Annotated in this window: 19 protein-coding genes and 1 riboswitch; of the genes, 14 read left to right on the top strand and 5 right to left on the bottom strand. The window is 42.0% G+C overall.

Features of this window, described 5'->3' with window-relative positions:
* Positions 1-247 precede the first annotated feature (247 nt).
* Entirely contained in the window at positions 248-973 is a 726-nt protein-coding gene (locus tag NSQ49_RS10600) for a glycerophosphodiester phosphodiesterase (RefSeq protein WP_251284323.1), read from the top strand.
* A 221-nt stretch (positions 974-1,194) separates the two neighbouring features.
* On the opposite strand, the gene NSQ49_RS10595 is transcribed toward NSQ49_RS10600, so the two are convergent.
* The 3 genes from NSQ49_RS10595 to NSQ49_RS10585 all read right to left on the bottom strand — a co-directional run bounded on the left by NSQ49_RS10595 (position 1,195) and on the right by NSQ49_RS10585 (position 3,800).
* On the bottom strand, positions 1,195-1,635 hold the full coding sequence (locus NSQ49_RS10595) for a hypothetical protein (RefSeq protein ID WP_159869078.1): 441 nt from the start codon (positions 1,633-1,635) through the stop codon (positions 1,195-1,197).
* 9 nt (positions 1,636-1,644) lie between these two features.
* Positions 1,645-1,995: an ASCH domain-containing protein gene (locus tag NSQ49_RS10590; protein ID WP_159869075.1), complete on the bottom strand. Its 351-nt coding sequence runs from the start codon at positions 1,993-1,995 to the stop codon at positions 1,645-1,647.
* A 113-nt stretch (positions 1,996-2,108) separates the two neighbouring features.
* A complete protein-coding gene (locus tag NSQ49_RS10585) occupies positions 2,109-3,800 on the bottom strand; it encodes a glutamine--tRNA ligase/YqeY domain fusion protein (protein ID WP_251284322.1) in 1,692 nt (563 codons plus the stop codon).
* 283 nt (positions 3,801-4,083) lie between these two features.
* Here NSQ49_RS10585 and NSQ49_RS10580 point away from each other — a divergent pair, with 283 nt between their 5' ends.
* The 5 genes from NSQ49_RS10580 to NSQ49_RS10560 all read left to right on the top strand — a co-directional run bounded on the left by NSQ49_RS10580 (position 4,084) and on the right by NSQ49_RS10560 (position 13,426).
* Complete coding sequence (locus NSQ49_RS10580; RefSeq protein WP_159869070.1) at positions 4,084-4,848, top strand: alpha/beta hydrolase; 765 nt, start codon at positions 4,084-4,086, stop codon at positions 4,846-4,848.
* Between the two features lie 260 nt (positions 4,849-5,108).
* Complete coding sequence (locus tag NSQ49_RS10575) at positions 5,109-6,314, top strand: MFS transporter (RefSeq protein WP_251284321.1); 1,206 nt, start codon at positions 5,109-5,111, stop codon at positions 6,312-6,314.
* A gap of 491 nt (positions 6,315-6,805) precedes the next feature.
* The gene (locus NSQ49_RS10570) at positions 6,806-9,553 is read left to right on the top strand and encodes a dynamin family protein (protein WP_251284320.1); all 2,748 of its coding nucleotides are present in this window, start codon (positions 6,806-6,808) and stop codon (positions 9,551-9,553) included.
* 170 nt (positions 9,554-9,723) lie between these two features.
* Positions 9,724-12,519 carry an ATP-binding protein gene (locus tag NSQ49_RS10565; protein WP_251284319.1) on the top strand — a complete coding sequence of 932 codons (2,796 nt, stop codon included), beginning with the start codon at positions 9,724-9,726 and terminating at the stop codon, positions 12,517-12,519.
* 52 nt (positions 12,520-12,571) lie between these two features.
* Positions 12,572-13,426: a CheR family methyltransferase gene (locus tag NSQ49_RS10560; protein ID WP_251284318.1), complete on the top strand. Its 855-nt coding sequence runs from the start codon at positions 12,572-12,574 to the stop codon at positions 13,424-13,426.
* 89 nt (positions 13,427-13,515) lie between these two features.
* Here NSQ49_RS10560 and NSQ49_RS10555 read toward each other — a convergent pair whose 3' ends face one another.
* Entirely contained in the window at positions 13,516-14,658 is a 1,143-nt protein-coding gene (locus NSQ49_RS10555) for a fused response regulator/phosphatase (RefSeq protein WP_159869055.1), read from the bottom strand.
* 324 nt (positions 14,659-14,982) lie between these two features.
* Here NSQ49_RS10555 and NSQ49_RS10550 point away from each other — a divergent pair, with 324 nt between their 5' ends.
* The 6 genes from NSQ49_RS10550 to NSQ49_RS10525 all read left to right on the top strand — a co-directional run bounded on the left by NSQ49_RS10550 (position 14,983) and on the right by NSQ49_RS10525 (position 21,271).
* On the top strand, positions 14,983-16,347 hold the full coding sequence (locus NSQ49_RS10550; RefSeq protein ID WP_159869052.1) for an aspartate kinase: 1,365 nt from the start codon (positions 14,983-14,985) through the stop codon (positions 16,345-16,347).
* Positions 16,348-16,565: 218 nt separating this feature from the next.
* Complete coding sequence (locus NSQ49_RS10545; protein WP_251284317.1) at positions 16,566-17,204, top strand: glycosyltransferase; 639 nt, start codon at positions 16,566-16,568, stop codon at positions 17,202-17,204.
* Positions 17,205-17,339: 135 nt separating this feature from the next.
* On the top strand, positions 17,340-18,527 hold the full coding sequence (locus NSQ49_RS10540) for an MFS transporter (protein WP_159869046.1): 1,188 nt from the start codon (positions 17,340-17,342) through the stop codon (positions 18,525-18,527).
* A gap of 106 nt (positions 18,528-18,633) precedes the next feature.
* Positions 18,634-19,799, top strand: a protein-coding gene (locus NSQ49_RS10535; RefSeq protein WP_341070733.1) for an IS3 family transposase whose coding sequence is annotated in 2 segments (ribosomal slippage) — positions 18,634-18,910 and positions 18,910-19,799 — 1,167 coding nt in all. Because the reading frame shifts where the segments join, the coding sequence is not laid out codon by codon here.
* Between the two features lie 173 nt (positions 19,800-19,972).
* Positions 19,973-20,073, top strand: a riboswitch (glycine riboswitch).
* Between the two features lie 137 nt (positions 20,074-20,210).
* Positions 20,211-21,077 (top strand): formyltetrahydrofolate deformylase, encoded by an 867-nt coding sequence (gene purU, locus NSQ49_RS10530; RefSeq protein ID WP_159869043.1) that lies wholly within the window; start codon positions 20,211-20,213, stop codon positions 21,075-21,077.
* Between the two features lie 68 nt (positions 21,078-21,145).
* Positions 21,146-21,271, top strand: coding sequence for an FbpB family small basic protein (locus tag NSQ49_RS10525; protein WP_159869040.1), 126 nt, complete (start codon positions 21,146-21,148; stop codon positions 21,269-21,271).
* A 552-nt stretch (positions 21,272-21,823) separates the two neighbouring features.
* Here the strand turns inward: NSQ49_RS10525 and NSQ49_RS10520 are convergent.
* Positions 21,824-22,141, bottom strand: a complete 318-nt coding sequence (locus NSQ49_RS10520) for a hypothetical protein (protein ID WP_159869037.1) — start codon at positions 22,139-22,141, stop codon at positions 21,824-21,826.
* Positions 22,142-22,432: 291 nt separating this feature from the next.
* On the opposite strand from NSQ49_RS10520, the gene NSQ49_RS10515 reads away from it, so the two are divergent.
* Together NSQ49_RS10515 and NSQ49_RS10510 are read left to right on the top strand one after the other, a co-directional pair.
* Positions 22,433-23,428, top strand: coding sequence for a hypothetical protein (locus NSQ49_RS10515; RefSeq protein ID WP_159869034.1), 996 nt, complete (start codon positions 22,433-22,435; stop codon positions 23,426-23,428).
* A 318-nt stretch (positions 23,429-23,746) separates the two neighbouring features.
* Positions 23,747-23,872: an FbpB family small basic protein gene (locus NSQ49_RS10510; protein ID WP_159869031.1), complete on the top strand. Its 126-nt coding sequence runs from the start codon at positions 23,747-23,749 to the stop codon at positions 23,870-23,872.
* Positions 23,873-23,876: the final 4 nt, after the last annotated feature.

Below are 23,876 nucleotides of genomic sequence, written 5' to 3'. Positions count from 1 at the left end.
AGATTTCACTCCTATTACCTTTTTAATAATTAGAATTTATACCTTTGTACTTTGAGAACTGTCCAGCTCAAGCGCTTCCACTTTTCTTTTTATACGTTCTAAGAAGAAAGAAGTTTCATAGTTTTCATTATAAGGCAATTGAAAGCGAAGTGAAACTTGAGCGTCTATTTGAGGTTGGAAAAATGGTTTTGATGCCGGCCGTAGAATAGAATATTAATGAGTATGTATTGGCATTGGAGGAGATGAGTTGAGTTATAGAGCAAAAATATTTGCCCATCGAGGTGTCAGCGGGCATTTTCCGGAAAACACGATGGCTGCTTTTCAGGCAGCATTGGATGCTGGAGCAGATGGCATTGAATTGGATGTGCAGATGGCGAAAGACGGTACGCTCGTGATTATTCATGACGAAAAGGTGGACAGAACGACGTGCGGAACCGGATATATTAAGGATATGACCTTTGAAGAAATCCTGAAGCTTGATGCAGGAAGCTGGTTTGCGGATGTGAACGCCGGAGAATTAATCCCTGATCTGGAGAAGCTTTTGCAATGGGCAGTAATGAAGGGCAACGAACTGCTGATTAATATTGAATTGAAAAATGATTTGATTGACTATACCGGGATGGAAAAAATGGGAATTGACCTTATTCTTAAATATGGATTGGAACAGCGTGTTATTATCTCATCCTTCAATGCGGAGAGCCTGAGGAGAGTCCGGGAACTTCATGCAACAATCCAGACTGGGTATCTGATAGAAGGCATTCCTGAAAATACACTCGAAATCGCCAAAAAAATTGGTGCAGACAGTATTCATTGTGAAGAGAGGTTTGCTCTATCCGAAATTGGAAGGAAAGCAATAGATGCAGGATATCCACTGCGGGTATATACTGTAAATGATGAAACACGCAGCGGAATTTTATATAAGGCTGGAGTCGAAGTGATAATGACCGATTTTCCGGGGAGGTTTTTGGAATGATGAGTTTGTTGGATATGATGATTCTTATTATCCAAACTGAGGTCATTTAACACCATTAAAGACGCCACGTCTTCATCAAAAGAGAAAAGATGCTGCATCAAAGTCCCTGGTAGACACCACATCTCCAGCAAAAGTAAAATCAAATGCATCAAACAGCAAAAATATAGATTTATCCATGCAAAAAAAACAAGCGCATATCATATGCGCTTGTTTTTTTATTCCTACCAAAGCACAGGCTTGGCTACCATGAACCAAAGCATGAGCATTAACAGAAAAAGATAGATCCAGACGGAGCGGGTTAGCTTTCTGATTAGGAAAAGCTGATCCGCTCCCGGCTCATCAAATTTCCTCAGGACGGGAGTGAAGGCCCGGGCGAGAAAAAAGACTGAGCCTCCCATGACTGCCAGGGTAGCGACGATCCAAGATGTCGTCCAAGCCCAGTGGCTGTTCACGATTAGAAGGATACCCGAGCCTACCAGTACATGTCCTGCATGCTTGACAAGGCGGACGGATGTCCTGAAGATGCCGATATATGCCTGCTGGACCCCGGGATGAGCTGTTTCCAATTTATTGACGATTGGGATCAGAACAAAAAATGGGCCAACAGAAAGAATGGCACTGCTGACATGGATATACAGCAGTATTCGGTACAATATGTCCATTACAGCAGATTACTTCTTCACTGCGCTGAATTCATGAACCCATACACGCATTTGCGGAAGCCAAGGCATTCCCGGATGCATGGAAAGGATAGAATGCTTATAGTCTTCTAAATTTTCGAAGCCTTCCTGGCGGGCATCTGCGTCAGTTAATTCTCCTAGAGACTGTGAATACACTTTTTCAACAACAAAATCCTGTCCCTCAAGTGTCATGATTTCACCAACATCAGCATAGCGGCCGTTGCGGCGTGTAGCTGTTTTCTTTCCTGCAAGAACCTTTTCAACGTCCTCTTTAACTGTAACCATGCGGTCTACTGAACATGTTTTCGGCGGTAATGTATTGGGGTCGTGCTGATTTGACATTATGCTATTCCTCCTTATGTAAATGCTTACTTTAGAACCTTACCATACTTTTCAGCGGAAAGGCAGTTAACGGTTAAAAAAGCCTGAGGAAACAAAGCCCTCAGGCGTATTGCCTATTTTAATTTAAATGAGCTCTTTAGTGAAACAATCCGGTTAAAGACAGGCTTTTCTGCTGTTGTATATTTAGGATCTGCATTGAAATAGCCATGGCGGAAGAATTGGAACTTATCATGGGCTTTTACATCCTTCATATTTGGCTCGATGTAACCATGAACAATTTCAAGTGAGTTCGGGTTCACATAGTCTAGGAACGTTTTTCCTTCGGGATCATTTTCAAGAGCATCATCTGTGTCTGCCTCAGCGTTACGATCGGCATCTTCGTCAAGAATCAAAGGCTCGTATAAACGGAATTCAGCGGGAATGGCACTCTTGGCATCCACCCAGTGAAGTGTTCCCTTCACTTTACGGCCTGTAAAACCTGTTCCGCTCTTTGTTTCAGGGTCATATGTGCAATGAAGCTCTACAACATTGCCATTCTCATCCTTGATGACATCGTTGCACTTGATGAAGTAAGCATGCTTTAAACGGACTTCATTGCCAGGGAAGAGGCGGAAATATTTTTTCGGCGGATCTTCCATGAAGTCGTCCTGTTCTACATAAATCTCTCTTGAGAATGGAATTTGGCGCATGCCCATTTCCGGATTCTCCGGATTGATTTCAGCATCAAGCATTTCAGTCTGATCTTCCGGGTAGTTCGTAATGACAACCTTTAACGGGCGAAGTACCCCCATTGTGCGCGGAGCCTTCATTTTCAGGTCCTCGCGTACAAAATGCTCAAGCATCGCTTCATCCACTGCACCTGAGCCCTTTGAAACACCCGTTTCTTTTACAAACTCACGGATTGCTTCCGGAGTATAACCCTTGCGTCTCAAACCGGAAATCGTCGGCATGCGCGGGTCATCCCAGCCATCAACATAATTTTCTTCTACAAGCTGCTTCAATTTTCTTTTGCTCATTACTGTATTAGTAATATTCAGGCGGCCAAACTCGATTTGCTGTGGTGTGCTTTCCATTTCACACTCTGAGACAACCCAGTTATAAAGCGGGCGCTGGTCAGCAAATTCAGTGGTGCACAAGGAATGGGTAACTCCTTCGATTGCATCCTCAAGGGGGTGGGCAAAAGCATACATCGGGTAGATGCACCATGTATCACCTGTATTATGGTGAGTTGCATGTGAAACACGGTAGATAACCGGATCGCGCAAGTTTACATTCGGTGAAGACATGTCAATCTTCGCTCTAAGAACTTTTGCTCCGTTTTCGAATTCACCCTTCCGCATACGTTCAAACAAATCAAGATTCTCTTCAACTGAACGGCTGCGGAATGGACTTTCTTTTCCAGGCTCTGTCAGTGTTCCGCGGTATTGGCGGATTTCCTCCTGGCTTAAGTCATCCACATAAGCCTTTCCTTTCTTGATTAAAAGAACGGCACGTTTGTACATTTCCTCGAAGTAATTCGAAGCAAAGTGAAGCTCTTCCCACTCGTAGCCAAGCCATTTAACATCTTCTTTAATGGCATCCACAAATTCCTGATCTTCCTTAAGCGGGTTCGTGTCGTCAAAACGAAGATTCGTCTTGCCGTTAAAGTCGTCTGCCAGGCCGAAATTGATGACAATCGATTTGGCATGTCCGATATGAAGATAACCGTTCGGCTCAGGCGGGAAACGTGTAATGACCTCTTTGCGCTTGCCCGACTCCAGATCCTCTTTAATAATGGTTCGTATAAAATTTGAATTGTTTTCCAAACCGGTATCAGCCTTTCTGTTTATGTAGTTAGTACTTATTTTAATAATATCGGGAAGGAAAATAAAGCGAAACTTCCCTTAGCAGTGCTTGCTATCATCTATAGGGCATTACTCTTTATTCATTCTTTCTATTATAAACAAGACCAGTCTGGAAAAAAAGTTTTTCTGAAGGCCGGATGCGAAGTTTTACAAAAATGTTAAATAATTTCAAACAAGGAGGGATAGAGGGATGTGAAAAGAATGTCTCTTAACAGGAAGTATTCTATTGAATGGAGGAAGGGACATGTCTGTAAAATATCCGGTTTTAGAAGGAGCAGAACCTTTTTATTTTGAAGGAAATGAGATTGGAATTCTGGTTTCTCATGGCTTTACCGGTTCAACTCAAAGCATGCGCCCGCTTGGGGAAGCTTATGCCAATGCAGGGTTTACAGTCTGCGGTCCGCGGCTGAAGGGGCACGGCACTCATTATGAAGAAATGGAAACAACGACCTATCAGGACTGGATTCATTCGGTTGAAGAAGGCTATCAGTGGCTGAAAGAGCGCTGCAGTACGATATTCGTTACGGGTCTCTCAATGGGCGGCACCCTGACATTGTATATGGCCGAAAACCATTCGGAGATTAAGGGGATCATCCCAATTAATGCAGCTGTGGAGATTCCTGATATGGAGGCAGCAGCAAGCCTCGAGGATGTCCGTTTCTTGGATGCAATTGGTTCAGACATAAAAAATCCTGAAATAAAAGAACTCGCCTATGAAAAGACACCGGTTAAATCACTTGGTGAAATATCCGAACTGATGAAAAAGGTGAAAGCTGATTTAGATAAAGTGACTTGTCCTGCGCTGATTTTTGTCTCAAAAGAAGATCATGTGGTTCCTCCTTACAATTCACAGGAAATATACACAGGCATTAAATCTGCTGCTAAGGAAATAGTCACCATGGAAAACAGCTATCATGTGGCAACGCTTGATAATGATCAGGACATCATAATAGAAAGAACACTGCAATTTCTGAAGCGAGTACTGGAAACAAGCAGTCTTCAAGGGTGACGCGGGGAGCTTAATCAGGCTCTCTTTTTTTGAGTTTAAATGCATGCCTTGATATGATGCAAAATTCCGTTCCTTTTTCCAATCAGCTGTGTTAGTATTTAGTAATTCGAAATAGTTAGCTGGTTTTTAAAAAGGCTCTTTTCGTATAAATTGTGTTTTACCTATCAGTTGATTTCCGCTCCAATCAACTCAGCAAATTTGTCTAAGCTATAAAAATATATACGAAAACAGCTTTAAAAAAGATAAATGGAAAGCGGGGGATGCGCGTGGAAAAGGCAGCAAAAGAGACTTTATGGACGAAGTCTTTTATTATGCTGATGATCGGGAATTTATTTGTTTTTATGTCGTTCCAAATGCTGATTCCAACATTGCCTCCATATATTAAGTCCATTGGGGCAACTGGTCTTGAAATTGGCATGGTGACAGCACTGTTTTCAATTGGAGCCGTTTTGAGCAGGCCTTTTATCGGGTTTATGCTGGAATATAAAGCTAGAAAGCGGCTGGTTCTGATCGGGGCAGCAGCGCTATTGGCAATAACCATTATTTATCCGCTATCAAGTGTGGTCATGATTTTTCTGTTGTTCCGATTCATTCATGGGCTTGCCTGGGGATGGTCGACTACTGTAAATGGGACAGCAGTTGTAGATGTAGTGCCTAATTCCAGGCTTGGAGAGGGTATGGGCTACTATGGCCTGAGTGTTACGATTGGGATGATCATTGCTCCAAGTCTCGGAATCTACCTATATCAGATTACCTCTTTTACCAATCTTATTTATATATCAAGCGTACTCGGGGTGATTGCCATTGTGCTCCTGGCCATTGTCCGCTATGAGACGCCTGAAGCTGTTCTGACCACAAGGAAAGAAGATCTGAAATTCTCTTACCTTGGCTCTTTAATTGAAAAATCCAGCTGGTTTCCTGCCTTCATTACGATCATTGTTACATTTGGATACGGGTCCATCGTAACGTTCATCGTTATTTTTGGGGAAGAGCGCGGCATTGATCAAATATTCCTTTTCTATCTGTTCAATGCGATTATGGCATCGCTCTCGAGGCCGGTTGCCGGAAAATGGTTTGACCAGCGCGGTCCGAAGGGACTTGTACTGCTTTGTACGTTCCTGACCTTTATTGGAATGTGGGTACTTTCCTTCGCACATTCGAATATGTTTATTATCATTAGCGGAATTTTGTTTGGAATTGGATTTGGTTCATTGATTCCTACTCTGCAGTCCTGGACGTTATCAATGACACCATCCAACAGGCGCGGTGTGGCAAACGGAATGTTCTTCTCCTCCATCGATCTTGGCATTGGGCTAAGCGGGCTTGTGTTTGGGGTGCTAGCACAGTTTGTAGAAACGGCGGCATTATTTCAAATTTCAAGTGTATTCCTGCTTCTGGGCATGGCTGTAACTGTCCTATATGGCAGGCGGAGCCGGGCTGCTCGGCCGCAGCAGGCATCATCTTGAAGAATGAAAACTGGCAGACAGGAATATATATTTCTGTCTGCCAGTTTTTATTTTGATTTGAGGTGGTATTAATAGAGTAACGCTGGTTCTAACTATTAAAATTATTACACAGCAATACAGCAATGTTTCAAAAATGATAGAGAAATGAAATTTTTTGCAGAAAAATTTTTGCTACAATATAGGGATAAAGGATGAAAATTGGCGTATTATGCGTTTTTTAAGATAAGAAGGTAAATTCTGAAGTTAGATAACTGTCTAGCTCCAGGCGCCATCGGCTCGAGGTTCCTAAGCTAATCAGGCCAAAAGGTAAAGAACAGACTTTCAGCCGCTAGTCTTATGATTTGAGCCGATAGGCGGGCGCCTTCCGCTTCTTTTATAAATCATGCTGATAAAGCTCTATGAAATTAGGGAATCAGCATCCTGAATCAATAAAATTTTTTTAAAAGCCGCCTTTAGGCGCACTTTTAAAAATAGTACTGCGGGGGATCAAGATGACTTTAGAAAAGCAGCTAATCAGCAAAACCTTCTATAAGACCTTCATGGAATCAAATGAAAATGTGCATCCGATCAGGGTTTTGGGTGAATTGTATGTGGCTGAGCAGCAGAACGAGGTGCCTGATTTAGCTAATATACGCTTCGCCCAGGGTGAAGTCTATTTCCTTAACAAGGATTATGAAGCGGCCATTTTTAAATGGGAGAGCATTCCGAATGAATTGGGGCCATGGGCACAAAAAAATATGGCAGATGCCTATTTTGAATTAGATTTGCTTTCAAATGCAGAGGACTTATATAAATCGATTGAAACAGATTCAGAGGTGTTAAAGACAGAAGTGCTCCTCCAGCTGTTTTCACTTTACATACAGCGCGGAAAGCTTGAATTGGCTGTTGAATCCATTAAAAATGCGGTTCGGCTAAATCCGGATTATCCGGATGTGACCGATCTGGCACGCGGATTCTTTGAAGAACATAGTGATTGGGGAAATGCGGTAGAGCTGGCTGTCAATGAAGCAATCAGGACGGAATCCATATCGTGGTTTGAAGTTCTTCATTCATATGTAGAGCAGGGGCGTACAGCTAAAGTAGAACCGAATTATTTCAGTGAGGCACTTTCGGTGCTGCACCGTGCGGATCTGGCTCACTTTGAAGGTTTATCAGCGGCGATGTGGGATAGCTACAAGAAATCAGATCTATATTTCTCATGGCTGAAAGAATATAATCACATTCTCCTGAATATGGAGCCCGGACGATCACATACATGGAGCGTGCTTTCGGAGCTATACAAAGATACGTATCTCGAACTGATCAGCGGCAAGCATTTAATCCGGGATTTATCTCATCTGATCCCAAACCACCTGACGAATTGGGTGAAAATAGCTGCCCCTTCTCATTATCTTATTTCGGCATCAGCGGTGCTGGCGTGGAGCGAAATATTCCCTTCCAATATTGATGCATCAGCTGTCAGTGAAGCAGAAAGCCTTGTGAACAGTTCTGTCCGTTATCAGGAAGGTCTGGAGGAAAGCTTCAAGCTTTTCGAAACGATCATGAAATGGGCAAAGGAAAAAGGCGTACTGATGGGTGAGCGATTTGAATGGATGGTCCGCGAGCTGCTCGATTTGGATTCCGGGCATTTGCTGATTGCCGGTGCAGCTTCAAATGGTAAATCCTCGTTTGTGAACACTCTTCTCGGGGAGGAGCTGATGGGAGATTCTACCTCTGCTTCAGTGCTGTTTAAGGATAGTAACGAGGCAGAAATCTATGCTATTACGGATGAGGAAGTACGAAGCATTTCTGATCTTGACGATTTTAGGCAAAGCGCCGAGAAAAGCCAGCAGACGCTCATCCGCTGCAGAATGCCCTTCAACTTTTTACAGAATAATGGACTTGCTGTCATAGACACACCAGGTCTTGCGGGGCAGAGCAAGTTCAGAAATGGTGTGTTCCAATATCTTCATTTCGCTGACAGTATGCTATTTGTCCTGAATGCGGATTCGCCACTGACTGATAAAGAGCTGGATCTTGCTGTTAGAATGAAAGAACAGGCACCGAAACTGCCTATTCATTTTCTTCTCAGTAAAATGGACCGGATTCCTGACAGTCAGGATGCTATTGAGCTTCTTGATGAAACTCAGTCACGCGTTCATACCTATTTTCCAAAAGCAAAGGTGTTTGCTTTCTCCGCCTATTATGAAAGTGAAAGCCAGCTTAACGATTTAGCCGTCTTTATCAAGTCGATGATGGATGAACGGGACCGGAAAGAAGAGCGTACAGCAAAGGTTCTTTACTATATAAAAAAATCCATCAAATTCCTTCTTGAAAAACGCGTTGAGATGGAAAACAGCTTGATTGATACGATTAAATGGAACGAAGAGATGGTGACTAAGCTAAAGGGTGCCAATAATCAGCTGATGGATATAGAAGAAGAGAAGGTCCGGACAATTAAAAGATCTTACAGTAAGATTAAAGATGAAATGAGAGCGGATCTTAAGAAACAGATTCCGGAACTGCTTCGGAACTGTTCAGAAATGGTGACAGAAGACAGTGATTTCGGAAAAATCCATTCTGAGCTAAATGATGAAATGAATAATCGGATACATCAATATATTGAAGGTACGGTTTTGCCTGAGTTTCATGTTTCCATTAAGGAGTGGATTATGGAAAGTGAAGGAGAGTTCAGAAGCAGCCAGGCATATTTAGATGAGATGAGCGAAGGCTTCAATGAGCTATACGGCGAGGAGAAAATCGCATTGGGCTGTGATTTCAGGGTGCTGGATGACTGGCGCCGTGACGCGGACCGGATGACGCGTGGAAGTGTTCAGCTGGAAAAGGCCAACATTCTAAACCGCTTTTCGCCTTCTCAGTTCCTGCTTAAGAGTGCAGGAAAGCTTCTTGGAGCGATTCAGCAGAACAAAACCATGCTCCATAATAAATATAAACAGTTTATTGAGCATGAAGACTATAGTGAAATCGCAGAATTCATCACCGATAAATTCATGCAGCAATTCGAACTCTTTGAGAAATCGCTAGAGCGGGATATTAAAATGTTCTTCCGAAATCCGTTTGACGTGTTGAATCATACAGTCGAAGAGTCATATACCAACATTGCAGAAAATAAAGAAGCATTAAACGAGATGCGCAAAAATCCAGAGATTTATCAGGATCCTCTGACACTATTTGATCTGAAGCTTCGACAGTTTGAATGGATGACTTCAGCAGGGGAAAAGGTTAAAGAATATAGGTAAGCATTAGGAAGGAGATATCCTTCCTTTTTTTTTATGGAAAAATAGAAAAATAGGGTTTGATTTATCTTATATAAGGGTATAGAAGTTAGTCTATTAAAACCTTAATCTCATAAGCAAGTATATGAACAGGAAAATGATGAATAAAATCGGGGGAAAGAAGGAGAGAACAGGTGAGCTTTAAAAGAAAGCAAATGTTGGGGTTGGGCTTAACCGTATTTTTTTTATTTATTCTAATGTTTGTCATTCTGTCAATGGTGAACGGAATAAAGGCAAACATGCTGGAAATAGTGGAGGATCGATATTATAAGGTAAGTCAGGCTACAGAAATCAGACAGCTATTTTACCAGACTGACCAAGAGCTGCTGAGTGTGCTCACAGACAAAGAATCCGCAGATACAGTCAAGACGGCTGAATTGGTGAAAGCCAACCATGAGGGGATACAAACCCGAATAGTTAATTTAGAGCAGGAATTAAATAGACAGAACTCGAGATTGCTCTTAAAAGAAGTAGAGCGGGCATACCAATCATATGCTCAAATGCAAACCAGCTTCACTGAATTAATGGGAAGCGGTGAAATGGATTCTCTGGAAGCACTATATAGAAGTGAGAGAGAAAACCGAAGCGCACTGCTGATCAAGCTGGCTGATTTTAAAGAGTATCAGGAATCCCTAATGGCTGATTCACTGGAGAGTGCAAATGACACGTATAGCCAGTTAGTCTCAACTTTGGTTGCTGCGGTAGCAATAGCCATTGTTTTAATCATCGGAGTAACGGTTTGGGTAATCAGAAGCACAGGCCGAAGCATCAGCTTGATTACAAAAGGCATTAAGGATATTGATTATCAGGACCTTTCATCCATTTCAAGGCTGAATATCGAAACAAAAGATGAAATTGGGGAAATTGCGAAAGCCTTTAACTCGATGGCTGATTCCCTTGAGAACTATTACGAGAAAGAACAGCGCTATTCTGCTGAAATTAGTGAACAGAACTGGATTCAAAGCCAATCTGCTTCATTGGTTAGTATCTATAGTCAGCATGTAACGATAGCCAATTTGGCGGATGACCTTATTTCGCGGCTGACACCTGCTGTAGGAGCCAATCTTGGAATCATTTATGTGAAAGATGATAGCGGAAGCAAACCTGTATTTAGGAAACAGGCTGCCTATGCAGGTGGAGCCGGGGATGCAGGACGTGACTTTTTCTATGAGGGAGAAGGAATAGCAGGCCAAGCGGTAAGAGATAAGAAAACGATATTCCTGCACGATGTTCCCGAGGATTACAAGCTCCTATCAACTGGCCTGGGGGATGTCCGGCCGAAAAGCATTATGATGGCACCTGTCATTCTGAAGGATGAGGCAGTAGCAGTTGTGGAACTGGCAAGTTTGATGCCATTCACTGATGCACAGGTTAAATTATTGGAAAAGGTAATTGAAACATTAGGAATAGCCATTACGAATATTTCAGGAAGAATGGAGATTGAACGTTTACTGGCTGAATCCCAGGCACAGACAGAGGAACTGCAGGCACAGGCTGAAGAGCTGCAGTCCCAGTCGGAGGAGCTGCAGGCGCAATCTGAAGAAATGCAGAGTCAATCCGAAGAGCTGCGTATGATTAATGAGCAGCTTGAAGAGCGCTCCAGAGATGCTGAAATGAAATCCGAAGAACTTCAGGCTGCAAAGGAAGAGCTGGAGGAAAAAGCAAAACAGCTGGGCCTCAGTTCAAAATACAAATCAGAGTTTTTGGCAAATATGTCGCATGAGCTTCGTACCCCGCTTAACAGTATCCTGCTTTTATCGGAAATGCTGGCAGAAGATCCGGATCAAATCCTGACTGAGGAGCAGAAGGAATTTTCCAAGGTTATTCATACATCAGGACAGGACTTGCTTACTCTGATTAATGATATCCTTGATCTTTCGAAAGTAGAAGTAGGGAAGCTGGAGATCAGCTTTGAGGAAGTCAATATGAGTGAAATGTCGCAGAGGATGAAGCAGCATTTTACACAGGTGGCCAAGCATAAAAAGCTTGAATTTACTGTAAGTTCTGCTGAGGACGTTCCTCCTGTATTCAATACCGATGAGCAGCGGCTGCAGCAGATTGTGAAAAACCTCCTTTCAAATGCCTTTAAGTTTACGGAAGAAGGTTCGGTAGCAGTGACGTTTGAAAAGGCTTCACCAAGCGATGTCTTGGGCTTGCCGTTATCCAGCTATACAAATGACTGGCTGAAAATAACAGTGACTGATACAGGGATTGGCATTCCCTCCGAGAAGCAGCAGCTTATTTTTGAAGCCTTCCAGCAGGCCGACGGCGCAACAATGAGAAAATATGGCGGAACAGGCCTTGGATTGTCCATATCAAAAGAGTTTGCCCAGCTGCTCGGCGGTATTTGCAAAGTTGAGAGCGAGGAAGGAAAGGGAAGCCGGTTTACACTGGTGATTCCGAATCTGCCAAACGGAATGCCTGAAATAGAGACGGGGTCACTTGCTTTTGAAGAAGCAGCTGTAACCGCTGAACCCGTCCCGGCAGTGTCTGAAACAGCTGTAACACAAGATGTCGAAGGGGATGCTGAAGCAGAGCATCAGCATACAGGTGCGGAGCTCAAAGACAAAACCGTCATCGTAGTTGATGATGACCACCGAAATATTTATGCACTGAAAAACGCATTGAAAAAAGAGGGCATGAATGTCCTTACAGCTGAAAACGGAATGCAGTGTCTCGATTTAATCATGGGTACAGAACAGATTGATATAGTCCTGATGGATATTATGATGCCGGTTATGGATGGATATGAAACCATGAAGAGGCTACGCGGGCTGGACAGGCACCAGGATGTTCCAATCATTGCCCTTACTGCCAAAGCAATGAAGGGCGATAGGGAAAAGTGTATGGAAGCAGGAGCAACAGATTATATCAGCAAGCCGTTAAAACTGGACCAGCTCCTGTCTGTGATGAGAGTATGGCTTTCATAGCAGGCAGCCTGCAGACACTGTCAATACATCATCTGTTCTTGAAAGTAGAGGAATGAAGGACTTGAATAAGGAAGAATTAGAAATAGAATTGCTTTTAAAAGCCATTTATAGTTTATCCGGATATGATTTCCGGCAATATATGCGATCATCAATTGCCAGGAGAATCCAAACCCGGCTTAGCAGGGATCGGCTGCCCAGTATAACAAGCCTTACAGAAAAGGTTATACATGAAGAAGGGTATCTGCAAAAGGTACTGAGCGATTTTTCAATCAATGTGACAGAAATGTTCCGGGACCCTTCTTTTTTTAAAGCTTTTCGAGGGGAGGTTGTCCCGATGCTCAGCGAATTGCCGGAGATCAGAATTTGGCATGCAGGGTGTTCAACTGGAGAAGAAGCCTACTCCATGTCTATTTTGATGGAAGAAGAGGGGCTGGGTGAACGAACTAAAATTTACGCTACAGACATCAATGAGAAGGTGCTTAAGAAGGCAGAGAGCGGAGTAATCCCTCTGCAAAAAATGCAGCTCTATACAAAGAATTACATTATGGCAGGCGGGAAAAAATCCTTTTCTGAATACTACACAACCGATTGTGAAGCAGCTTATCTGAATGCATCTCTGCTTGATCGAATGGTTTTTGCCCAGCATAATCTGGTGACGGATGGCTCCTTTAATGAATTTCATGTGATTATTTGCCGCAATGTGATGATCTATTTTAATACTGACCTGCAGCGTCACGTTATTAATCTATTTAATGAAAGCCTTAGTATGGGAGGAGTTCTGGGGCTTGGAAGCAAGGAAGCGCTGCGGATGGATGACCCTGTATTTGAAGAAATCAACCTGCAGGAAAAGATTTTTAGAAAAATTTCTGATGTAAAAAATAAAAACAGAGTGCAGATCCTATCTTAAAGGACTGCACTCTGTTTTTTTTGTATAGGGTGTTTTTACAGGTAATCAACGGACAACAATGATAAGCGAAAAAATATTATGTACACATCCTAATCTGCCTGAATCAGCACAACACACATATCATCATCAGCGCTTACCTGCTGCTGCTTAGTCAGTATCATATCGATTGGCTCTGCTGTTCTGGCTGCAGTCCAATAAAAGGATGCGAAGCGCTGAAGATACTCACTTGGATTGGGATTGTTCTGCTCAACTGCTTCTTCAACACCGTCTGTAAACAATAGCAGCTGAATGGACTCTGTATAGGGAATCGTTTCTTTTTGGATTGCAATATCTTCAAAAAAGCCGACTGCACACATATTGCTTGATAAGCTGAGCATTTCATTTTTATCAACAAGAGCATATCCGGCTGGGTGCCCGGCATTTACATACTCAATTGTTTTGTCTTTTTTATTGAGGACAAGATAAATGGCTGTAAAGTAATATGGAATACGCTGATTACGCTGATTCAGTGAATTCATCCAGCGATTCAATTCCTTCATCACATATTCGGGGTCACTGCATGTTCTGATGGCATCTCTGAGAACAGAAGAGATAAACATGCATACTAGGGAAGCTGAAATTCCGTGGCCCATCATATCAAGCTGTATGGCAGCATAGCGGTGTTCATCTATTTGATGCCAATAATACATATCCCCTGCGAGTTTATTGGCTGGCAGGTAGGAAGCCTTTAACAGCGTATGTTCATGATAAATCGGTTCGCTCAGCATGCTGGTTTGTACCTGCATGGATAAATCCAATTCATTTTTAATTTTATTATCCTGCTCCTTATGCCAGTCCTTTTCATATTTAAGCCTTAAGGCAGCCCGAATGCGGGCAAGCAGTTCCGTCTTATTAATAGGCTTCATTACATAATCAGTCCCGCCCGCATCGAGAGCTTCTGCAACCTTATTGGAGTCCTCCAATGCAGTTACAAAAATCACCGGAATATCCTTCAAAAGCGGATCTTGCTGAAGCTGGCGGCATGCTTCAATTCCATCCATTTCAGGCATCATAATATCCATCAGAATGATATCTGCTTTAATATCAGCTGAAAATGGTGAATATCCCTGAAGATACTGAAACATATCTTTAGCAGAAGAAAACGTTAGATGATCTTTATACCCGGCGCGTTTTAATATATGTTGAATAACAAATAAGTTGGCTTGATTATCGTCCACAACTAGGATTCCCATAAACCTTTTCCCTTCCCGTGTTTTTACGATTTAATTCTTTATATAATATCCTTAACATATACCCCAATTTAAGAGGGGGGAAACCTATTTTTACTCTACGCAATACGCAAAAGTAAAAAATAAAATGTAAGCGTTTTCTATTGTTTTTTTAAAATAATAATTTTCAGCGATATAATCCTAATGAATATGAATAATTAATATATTTATATATCTTTATGTGTTTTTCTGGTGAACACTTGTGTTTTAGGGGTAGATTTTCTCTTGATTTCTGTTGGGATAAGAGTAAAATAAAGATTAAATTTTCAGAGATTGGGAGATGTCAGGATGAATGTCGTGAAGTTCGGAGGATCCTCTTTAGCATCCGGAAAGCAAATCGAGAAGGTTTTCAATATTGTAACTGCCGATCCAGAGCGGAAGATCATTGTTGTCTCGGCTCCAGGGAAGCGATTTTCAGGGGATGACAAGGTTACTGATTTATTAATCGCCTGTGCAGAGAAACGGATTCACGGGGAAGATCCAGTTGACTTGGCAGAAGCTGTATTGGAGCGGTATGGCCAAATGGCGGATGAATTGGAGCTTGGGCCTGCTATTAAAGATACAATCAGGGAGGATCTTTTTTCAAGGCTCTCCAGTGATACGCACGATCCTGAAGCGTTCATGGATCTGATTAAGGCAAGCGGCGAGGATAATAACGCTAAGCTTGTAGCAGCCTATTTTCAGCATCAGGGCCTCGAAGCAAGATATGTGAACCCGAAGGAAGCCGGATTGCTTGTCAGCCCTGAGCCCGGCAATGCGCAGGTGCTTCCTGAAGCATATGACAATCTGCTTTCATTAAGGGAACAGGATGGGATCATTGTTTTTCCGGGTTTCTTTGGATACAGCAGGGATGGGCAGGTGTTCACATTTTCAAGAAGCGGATCGGATGTGACAGGCTCCATTTTGGCCGGGGCAGTCAAGGCGGATTTATATGAGAACTTTACAGATGTGGATGCCGTTTATTCGGTTAATCCATTTATTGTGGAAAGCCCTAAAGAAATCAAAGAACTGACATACCGGGAAATGCGGGAGCTTTCTTATGCGGGTTTTACCGTCCTGCATGATGAAGCGCTTGTGCCGGCATTTCGGGCTGGCATCCCTGTACAGATAAAAAATACGAATAATCCATCTGCTCCCGGCACAAGGATAGTGAACGAGCGGGATAACACGAATGGACCTGTAATCGGGATTGCCAGTGATCAGGGATTCTGCAGCATCTATGTCGGCAAATATTTAATGAACAGGGAAGTCGGTTTTGGGAGAAGGCTGCTGACCATTCTGGAGGAATATGGACTGAGCTATGAGCATACTCCATCAGGAATTGATGACATCTCCATTATTCTGCGTGAAAATCAGTTTACTGCTGGGATGGAGGAAGAAATTCTGAGCCGCATACAGCATGAACTTCAGGCGGATGAGGTAAAAATCCAGCACAGCCTATCACTTATTATGGTGGTTGGAGAGGGGATGCGCCAGAATATCGGAACGATGGCCCGTGCCTCCAAAGCTCTCGCTAAAGCGAAAGTCAATATGGAAATGATTAATCAGGGTTCATCTGAAGTAAGCATGATGTTTGGCGTCCAGGCAGCGGATGAAAAACGCGCGGTAGAGGCGCTTTACAATGAATTCTTTGCTGCGGTGGCAGCGGTGTGAAATTTATCCGAAAGATAAATCTGGTTATACGAAAATAAAAAGAGTTTATCCAAAAGTAAAATGATTTATCTGAGAGTAAATAGTCGTTTTTGCAAATAAATCAACCGTTTGATTGAAAAAGCTTGGGGCATTAGCCTTGAGCTTATTTTTTTGCATGAAAAATCTGAAGATAATCAAAATAAGAAGGAAGCTTTTTCAATTAGGAAGGAGAAAAGGATATGAAGAAATTACTAATCATAGGATTAATGCTGCTTATGCCGCTGAATATGCTGGCAGCTCCGGGCAGTGCATTTGCACAGAAACCGTGTATCACTCAATCAGAGGTTAAGTTTGAAAATGAATTTCGCAGACTATGGATCGAACATGTATTATGGACAAGCAACTATATTACAAGTGCCACAACAGCAGGAGCAGAGGATCAAAAGCAGGTCTTGGCCCGTCTACTTAAAAATCAGGAGGACATAGGGAATTCCATTAAGCCCTATTACGGAGAAGCTGCGGGAGCTAAGCTGACAGAACTGCTTAAAGTGCATATTGTTATTGCGGGCGATATTGTGGAGGCTGCCAAGAGCGGCCAGGGGGCAAAGGTGAACGAGCTCAACAAAAAGTGGTTTCGCAATGCGGATGAGATTGCTGCATTCCTAAGCAGAGCAAATCCTAATCTGAAAAATGAAGATGTGAAAAAATTGATGTACAAGCATCTTGAATTGGTGACGAATGATTTAACATCTAGTCTGGTAAAGGATTGGGAAGCCAGAATTGTTTCGATTGATGATGGAATTTCTCATATAATCATGATGGCAGACACTATTTCCGATGCGGTTGTGAAGCAATTCCCGGACAAATTTAAGGGGTAAAGACAAGAGGCTTCAGTATATGCTGGAGCCTCTCTTTTTTTTCCTTTGACAAAGCAGCCTGTCTCATTATAAGCTATTTAGCGTGCCGAAAAAAATAATGTAAATTTTTCACATATAGAAGGAGGGGTATCCGCTATGTCAGGGGATCAAAAGAAAAAGATGATTATATTGATGATCAATATGTTTATTGCGATCGGAAGCTTTGGGATTATTATTCCGATTTTGCCTGCTTATTTGGAATCCATTAATCAGGGGGGAACAGCCGCAGGCCTAATGATTGCCATTTTTGCGGGTGCCCAGCTGATTTTTTCTCCTATTGCGGGAAAATGGGCTGACCAGTACGGCCGCAGAAAGATGATTATTTACGGATTAGCTGGTTTGACATTATCCATGCTTGTTTTTTATGCAGTAGATTCCATTTGGCTGCTTTACTTTTCACGTGTCATTGGAGGCATTGGGGCGGCATTGCTGATTCCAGCTATTTTTGCTTACATTGCTGATATTACTACAATGGAGCAGCGTGCAAAAGGGAATGGCCTGGTTTCAGCTGCAATGTCACTTGGAATTGTAGTTGGACCCGGGATTGGCGGATTTTTGGCAGACTTTGGCCTGAAAATGCCATTTCTGATTTCAGCGCTTGTTTCTTTAGTGGCTGTTCTCTTTTCCATTATGCTCCTTGAAGAAAGCAGCACAATGCAGACCATGCCAGGAGAGATGCCGGAAGAGGAACCAATGGTCAAGAAGCTGGCAATGTCTGTTAAGAAGCCTTATTTTATTCCTCTTGTCATCACATTGGTGATGAGCTTTGGATTAATGGCTTATGAATCAGTGCTGGGACTTTATCTGGATAATGAATATGGTGCCACTCCGCAGGCAATAGCGATTATGGTGACTTCGACGGGGATTATTAGTGTTATAGTGCAGTTGTTTGTAGTTGATCGGGTGGTTAGGAAATTAGGAGAAGGAAAGGTATTAAATATCTTTTTGGCTGTTGCAGCATTAGGATTCCTGGTCTCACTGTTCGCAGGCAGCTATGCACTTTTCTTCGTTATTTCGCTGATCATTTTCCTTGCAACTTCTATCCTGCGCCCGGTTCTGACCACGTTAATCTCAAAAATGGCCGGTAATGAACAGGGATTTGCGATGGGAATGAACAATGCTTATATGAGCATTGGAAACGTTCTGGGGCCAACGATTGCTGGTATACTTTACGATGTAAGAATAACCTATCCGTTTGTTCTAGGTCTGGTATTATTGCTTGTTACCTTATTTATCACAATGGCCTGGCAGAAAAGGGAGCCTAAACCTAAGGCGGCCCTATAGAAAAAAGCTTGGAGACCTTTTAGAGTGACCCAGTAAAATGAGACAAGGAAAAAACACCCCCTGAATCGTATTTAATATCTATACGATTTTTGGAGGTGTTTTTCTTATGGGGACAAGAGTTCATTATCCAGAAGAAATAAAGTGGGAAGCGATTAAGTTAAAGCAAAAGGGATTAAGCAATCAGGCAATTATGGAACAGCTCGGAATTAGAAATGTTTCACAAATCAAAACTTGGATGAAATGGCATAGAGAAGGTCAGGTTCACCGGTTTTCTCAGCCCGTAGGCAAACAATACACGTATGGTAAGGGGCCAGACGAATTAAGTGAAGTAGATGAATTAAGAAGGAAGAATAAACAATTGGAGATGCAGCTGGATATTTTAAAAAAGTACCAAGAGATAGAAAGGAGCTGGAGCCGCAAGTCGTGTTAAAAGTCGTAGAGGAGCTGTCTTCTGTGTATTCTATAATCAGTATTTTAGGTACCTTGGAAGTACCAAAAGCTACTTATTATCGGTGGAAGAAAAAGTATATTCACACCATAATGAGTCCATTAGAAGAGCTTATAGTACATCTTTGCGAGGAAAATCATTTTCGTTATGGTCACCGGAAAATTAAAGCTCTTCTCAAACGAAATCATCGGGTTGATGTTAATCGGAAGACAGTCCAAAGAATTATGCAAAAATACAAAGTGCAATGCCAGATAAAGGTGAAGCGACCTAAATACTTAAATGGAGAAACCAATATTATTGTTGAAAACTTATTAAATCGGCAATTTAGAGCAGATAAGCCGAATGAGAAGTGGGTCACAGATATTACATATCTGCCTTATGGTCCATCAATGGTCTATCTGTCGACAATTATGGATTTGTACAACAATGAAATTGTAGCGTTTAAGGTGAGCACAAGCCAGGAAACTAAATTGGTTTTAAGCACCCTTCGGGAAGCTCTAGAAAAAAGAAAACCAGCTGAAGGAATCATGATTCATACGGATCAGGGGGCTGTGTATACCTCCTATGCGTTTCAGAATATGGCAAAAGAAAACGGCATGATCACAAGCATGTCCCGAAAGGGAAACTGCCATGATAATGCCGTCATCGAATCCTTTCACTCCTCGCTAAAGTCGGAAGGATTCAAAGATCAAAAAAGATCTTCTCTTTCTCATTGTAAGTTAGTAAATATCGTAAATCAATATATGAGTTATTATAACGAAATACGCATTCAGGCAAAATTAAACTACCTGTCCCCTATTGAATATAGAGGACAGGCAGCATAGGTGTTTTTTCTAAGTCTCAAAACCGCGGGTCAGTCCACTTGTCTTCAAGCTTTTTCTTATTTATGCAGTAAATTAACTTTCCTGCAATTGTGGCAACTTTGTGAAAGGAACCTAGTTCCATTGACATAAATCAAAAAATATATTATTCTGAAAATAACAAAAATATAGAGCGAATGACGGCTGCGGGAGAGAGCATATAGTAGCCACCGAAGGAGCAAGCTTCAAAAATACCCTTGAAGCCAATCTCTCAGGTAGACAGAACCGCAGTCGGACGCATCTCTGGAGAGCGCGCATGTACTTTGCGACACCAAAGGGGTCAAACTCTCAGGTAAAAGGACAGAGAAGGGGGAAAAAAGCCGCCTTTTTTCTGTCCTTTTTATATGGATGGCAAGGCTCTTGGAGGAATCTATTATGAACACAAATATTAACGCAAACCGGGCGACATTGCTGATATCCTGTCCAGAGAGACCAGGCATTATTTCCACAGTCTCCAACTTCCTTCTGGAGCATAAAGCGAATATTGTCCATTTTGACCAGCACACAACTGATCCGCTGGCAGGCATCTTTTTTATGCGGATTGAATTCGATATGAATGATTTTGACGAGTCCTTTTCAAAACTGAAAGAGGATCTGCCTGAAATGGCAAGAGAATATTCAATGGAATGGAAGCTGAGCGGGAAAGGCGAGCGCAAGCGGATGGCCATATTTGTTTCTAAAATGGATCACTGTCTGCTCGAGCTGCTGTGGCGCTGGAAATCGAATGAGCTTGAAGTGGATATTTCACTGGTGATCAGCAATCATCCCGACATGAGAGAAGTGGTGGAGGGTTTCGGAATACCATATCATCATGTTCCGATTACACCGGATACTAAAGCGGAAGCCGAGCAAAAGGCGGTTGAGCTGCTCGATGGAAAAGCGGATTTCATTGTACTGGCGAGATATATGCAGATTCTTTCGCCGAGCTTTATTTCCAAATACCCAAACAGGATTATCAACATTCATCACAGCTTCCTGCCGGCCTTCGTGGGAGCCAATCCTTATGCACGGGCGTTTAACCGCGGAGTCAAGCTGATTGGGGCAACCGCCCATTATGTGACAAATGATTTGGATGAAGGGCCGATCATTGAGCAGGATGTCCTGCGGGTTAACCACAGGCACACTGCACAGGATCTCAAAATTGCCGGCAGGCATGTGGAGAGGCAGGTACTCGCACAGGCAGTCGCCTGGCATGTGGAAGACAAAGTAATCGTGCATGGCAATAAGACGATAGTTTTTTAAGCCGCACTGTAATAACAAAGATCTTGCATCAAGAAGGTTACCAACATCATGAGAGAAGGTGAGCAGAAATGAAAAAGAAAAAATTATCAATGCTTGAAATGATAAAGCATAATAAAGAAGAACTTTTAAAAGATCGTCGTGAGCTTGAGAAGATCGAAAAAAAAATAGACGATAAATACGCAAAAGCACAGTAAGAAAGTATACCCGGCCTGGGAATAAAGCAGGCCGGTTTTTTTATGGCTTTTTTGAAAAGCCGAATGGCTGCAGGTGTATTTAGGATTAGTGCTTTTGGAAGAGGAGAGAATGAAAGGAAAGGAACTGATGAGGGAGAATAGTGCCGTTGAGGAGAGGCAATAGGGAGTGAAAGGACCTAATAAGGAAGAATAGACAAGGGTGAATAAAGGGAACTAAAGAGGAAGAATAGGGCCATTGAGGAGATGCTGGAGGGAGTGAAGGGACCCAATGTGGATGAATCGCACCTTTGAGAACAGACCATAGGGTATGAAGCGGATTAATGCACCCCAAAAATAAGCGGATGGAACCAAGGGAACTAAATATATTAATAAAAACGCCCAGGGAGTCCCTGGGCGCCAATTTCTTATTTTTGTCTAAAGAAATCTGTGAAAGCATGATACATTTCCATTCCCTGATAAAAGAACAGGCTGGAAGCTGTTAATGAAAATAAACCGATCATTAAAAATCTAATCCACATTATGCCTTCCTCCTTTAATTGTTTTGCTGGACAATTAAGGAGCTTGAATAACATAATTCGCCTCATAGAAGATTGGAGTATAAAATATCTTTTTCCTGCGGGCGAAGTGCAGCGCACTATATATAAAAAGGATAACTGTCAGGATTGTAATGGATAAAGAGATTATATCCAGTGTGAAGATATGCTTTTTAGGATCATCTTTTAATAGGAAGCTCTCGGTATAGTCCGAAACTGTTACTGCTTTGCTTTGGTCCATCGGAATGTCATTATAATGGACACCAGGGTATTGGGTTATGAGAAAGGATAAAAAAACAGATAGCATTAAAAGCGGCATTACCCGTCGTTTCCTCATTCCCTCACCCCTTTGCATGATTATAACTATCATCATAACCACTATTTTAAGATTAGTAAACTAAAAGAATCTGACAGGATTCGAACTTTTTTACTGCTGGAACAGGAGTTTAAAGGAATTGAAAAGAGTTTTACAAGAGTTAAGGTAATAATACATGAACTGTACATTATGTGAATTATTTCACATAATGTTCATTTTTGAATACTCTACATGGATAAGAAGTATATTATATTAAAACTGTACTTATATTGTTTATATATTTTTATTAGCCATCAAGGAGGCACAATAGCCATGAAGAAAATATTTCAGTTATTAATAATATTAGGCTTAATCATGACACCTTTTTTTACAAGTGCTCATGTGAAATGGTTCACGAACGTGGTACCTCAAAAGGAAACCATTGAAAATATATTATCACCTTTATTTATGGGACTGGCCCTGACAGCTGCGATTGTCCTTGCATTATTGACATTGGTTATACCGAGGACATCACAATGGGCTAAAGTTAAGAAGCTTGATGACTGGCTCTCAGGGTTCCGCAAATACAGCAGATATATTTTGAAGTATGGAACGGCTGCCGCATTAATCCTCCAGGTAACGAATGGAACACTATTTGCGCCTGAATTTCATTTAACCAATACGATTGCATTGATTTTAACATGGGCAGCAATTGGCTTTCTGCTAATTCCGCATCATTTTTCAACAAAGGCCGGGGCCGTAATTTTACTGGGGCTGTTTGTGTACGTTACCATGCAGAATGGCTTATTCCACATGCTTGATTATGGATATTATGTTGCCATTATTGGGGTACTGCTGGTCGGCAGCACGAAGCTGGAGAAGGTTGGATTTCCATTCTTATATTTGGGCACAGGTTTATCTTTATGCTGGGTGGCTGTTGAAAAATGGGTATATCCAAGCATGTCTCTGGATATTGTGGCCAATCATGGAGTCCCGACATTCGGCTTTTCACCTGCCGCATTCGTTGTTATGGCTGCATTTATTGAGTTTGTAGTCGGTTACCTTCTTGTAGTAGGGATTCTTAACCGTGTAGTTGGTTTCGTCGTGACAGTTATTTTCATCACAACTACAATGCTGTTTGGCATGACAGAGGTGATCGGGCATTTTATGATCCATATTGTGCTGATTATTTTCATCATTGAAGGAGTATCTTTCTATAACCCGCCGATCAAGCTGCACAAAACGAAGGCAGATCAATTTGTGTTTGTATTTCTGAACTTTATTTTCGTCCTAGCGACTTTCATTTTAATTTATTACCGATTTGCTTAAGTATTGACATTTTGAACAAATTAGAGTATGATTATTTTAAATAGTTGAATAGTTTCTCCTAAAGGGGAGTAGCTTTTACAACAGAGTCGTCATTTCGGAGTTAAGAGCTCCCGGCTTTGTTGGCAACCTTAACGTTGTTAGCAAGACCTTTGCCTGTTTCGGGTAAAGGTCTTTTTGTTTTTTAAACCTTTACCGCCTGCTGGTAGAGGTTTTTTTATTGCCTTATAAAGACGGCATGGAAATCCTCAATCGACATAACTGCAGGGAAACAGTGTGAAGCTTTCAATACTTATAAAATTAGAAGGAAAGGAGACCAGGATGAAAAAAGCAAAGATGTCATTCGCAGAATTAGTTAAGAAAAACAAAGAAGAGCTGCTGAAAGATCAACAATTGCTGGCAAAAATTGAAAAGCGTTTAGACGAAAGATACACAAAGGTGAAATAGGGAG

Source organism: Cytobacillus sp. FSL R5-0377 (genome assembly GCF_038004385.1).
Taxonomy (GTDB): domain Bacteria; phylum Bacillota; class Bacilli; order Bacillales; family Cytobacillaceae; genus Cytobacillus.
The sequence above is the reverse complement of the archived record's forward strand: the minus strand, read 5'-3'. Positions and strand labels throughout refer to the sequence as shown.

Excerpts from the sequence above, each read along its gene's own strand:
- purU (WP_159869043.1), top strand. The coding sequence starts at position 20,211 with ATGAACACAAATATTAACGCAAACCGGGCGACATTGCTGATATCCTGT.
- NSQ49_RS10580 (WP_159869070.1), top strand. The coding sequence starts at position 4,084 with ATGTCTGTAAAATATCCGGTTTTAGAAGGAGCAGAACCTTTTTATTTT.
- NSQ49_RS10570 (WP_251284320.1), top strand. The coding sequence starts at position 6,806 with ATGACTTTAGAAAAGCAGCTAATCAGCAAAACCTTCTATAAGACCTTC.
- NSQ49_RS10540 (WP_159869046.1), top strand. The coding sequence starts at position 17,340 with ATGTCAGGGGATCAAAAGAAAAAGATGATTATATTGATGATCAATATG.
- NSQ49_RS10595 (WP_159869078.1), bottom strand. The coding sequence starts at position 1,635 with ATGGACATATTGTACCGAATACTGCTGTATATCCATGTCAGCAGTGCC.
- NSQ49_RS10520 (WP_159869037.1), bottom strand. The coding sequence starts at position 22,141 with ATGAGGAAACGACGGGTAATGCCGCTTTTAATGCTATCTGTTTTTTTA.
- NSQ49_RS10545 (WP_251284317.1), top strand. The coding sequence starts at position 16,566 with ATGAAGAAATTACTAATCATAGGATTAATGCTGCTTATGCCGCTGAAT.
- NSQ49_RS10550 (WP_159869052.1), top strand. The coding sequence starts at position 14,983 with ATGAATGTCGTGAAGTTCGGAGGATCCTCTTTAGCATCCGGAAAGCAA.
- NSQ49_RS10560 (WP_251284318.1), top strand. The coding sequence starts at position 12,572 with ATGAAGGACTTGAATAAGGAAGAATTAGAAATAGAATTGCTTTTAAAA.
- NSQ49_RS10510 (WP_159869031.1), top strand. The coding sequence starts at position 23,747 with ATGAAAAAAGCAAAGATGTCATTCGCAGAATTAGTTAAGAAAAACAAA.
- NSQ49_RS10555 (WP_159869055.1), bottom strand. The coding sequence starts at position 14,658 with ATGGGAATCCTAGTTGTGGACGATAATCAAGCCAACTTATTTGTTATT.
- NSQ49_RS10515 (WP_159869034.1), top strand. The coding sequence starts at position 22,433 with ATGAAGAAAATATTTCAGTTATTAATAATATTAGGCTTAATCATGACA.
- NSQ49_RS10590 (WP_159869075.1), bottom strand. The coding sequence starts at position 1,995 with ATGTCAAATCAGCACGACCCCAATACATTACCGCCGAAAACATGTTCA.
- NSQ49_RS10575 (WP_251284321.1), top strand. The coding sequence starts at position 5,109 with ATGCGCGTGGAAAAGGCAGCAAAAGAGACTTTATGGACGAAGTCTTTT.
- NSQ49_RS10525 (WP_159869040.1), top strand. The coding sequence starts at position 21,146 with ATGAAAAAGAAAAAATTATCAATGCTTGAAATGATAAAGCATAATAAA.